The 1,077-nt window shown below is 39.4% G+C and carries 3 protein-coding genes; all 3 read right to left on the bottom strand.

The genetic code is table 11. The annotated features are described in order from the left end of the window. Positions 1 to 89: 89 nt before the first annotated feature. Entirely contained in the window at positions 90 to 230 is a 141-nt protein-coding gene (locus BLV54_RS16350; RefSeq protein WP_176969813.1) for a hypothetical protein, read from the bottom strand. A 144-nt stretch (positions 231 to 374) separates the two neighbouring features. Beyond that, a complete protein-coding gene (locus BLV54_RS15310) occupies positions 375 to 665 on the bottom strand; it encodes a hypothetical protein (protein WP_090572424.1) in 291 nt (96 codons plus the stop codon). 54 nt (positions 666 to 719) lie between these two features. Beyond that, positions 720 to 944, bottom strand: coding sequence for an integrase core domain-containing protein (locus BLV54_RS17440; RefSeq protein ID WP_371113312.1), 225 nt, complete (start codon positions 942 to 944; stop codon positions 720 to 722). Between the last annotated feature and the right edge of the window lie 133 nt (positions 945 to 1,077).

The following is a 1,077-nucleotide window of genomic DNA, read 5'->3' as shown; positions in this document are numbered from 1 at the left end:
GCTTACACGTTCCGCGAGAAGAAACCTTCACTTAATATCAGATTCACTCAAGCTCTTCCACTTGTAGGGTTGTGATTCTTATGTCGAACTCACGTTAAACGACGTCGTATTCCATGACTCACGCACCAATTCACCCTGGAAAAACGATCAAGCCATCCGAAAAAAGAGTCTGGATAGCCGCACTCAAACACGCCAATATCCCCTACCGCAACCTCTACCAAACCCGCCATACTTTTGCATCAACACTCCTTTCAAGAGGTGAACACTCCTTGTGGGTAACCCAACAAATGGGTCATAAAGATTGGAGGCAGATCAGAAAAACCTATAGAAAATGGATTCCAGTTCAGAATTTTAGTAATTAAAGAATAGCAACCTTAATCAAACAAATTTATTGTTAGCTCACCTTCTTTTTTTGGATTTCTAATTAAATTGCGTCCTTCTTTGCAAAATTTATGAAACTTCTCCTCCTCTTCTTCTTTGCCTTTTATGGCTTTAGCCAATCTATCATGAGCATATTGATCTGTTGTTTCAATAGTCAATCCTTTTTGAAGTGTTGCGATTGCTTCTGTATACAATCCTCTATAATTTAACATATTGCCAATATTATGGATTACCCAAGCTTTCTTACTCTGGGAAAGCTCTTCTGCTTTCTTACAAGTAGTCATAGCCTTATCAATTAAATCAAGAGATAAGCAGACATTACTAAGGTGTAAGAAATCTCAGGGTTGTTTACAGAGAGGTTGATTGAAATAATGTTGGAGTATTTCATAAGGAGTTGAGTTACTCAAACTTTTATGTGGTTTGACAGTGTTATAAAAGTTAATAAAGCGGTCGAGTTGAGTTTGCCGGTCGGTGCAGTCTTTAAAGTTGGTCTTGTCATGCCACATCTGCATGAGGGTGCGGATAACACGTTCAGCTTTACCGTTGGTTTGAGGTCGATTGATTTGAGTGAATTTCTGGCCGATGCCGTGCGTTTTGCAGGTTTTAACAAAAGCATGACTGTCAGTGCCTTTATATTCTTTGCCATTATCAGAATAAGCGTAATCGATCTGGTAAGGGCAGTGGGTGATGACGGTT

This window comes from Nitrosomonas sp. Nm33, assembly GCF_900107265.1.
Taxonomy (GTDB): Bacteria; Pseudomonadota; Gammaproteobacteria; order Burkholderiales; family Nitrosomonadaceae; genus Nitrosomonas.
This window is presented reverse-complemented; position numbering and strand designations above follow the sequence as displayed.

Coding starts and splice junctions, on each gene's coding strand:
- BLV54_RS16350 (WP_176969813.1), bottom strand. CDS start 230: ATGGCGGGTTTGGTAGAGGTTGCGGTAGGGGATATTGGCGTGTTTGAG.
- BLV54_RS15310 (WP_090572424.1), bottom strand. CDS start 665: ATGACTACTTGTAAGAAAGCAGAAGAGCTTTCCCAGAGTAAGAAAGCT.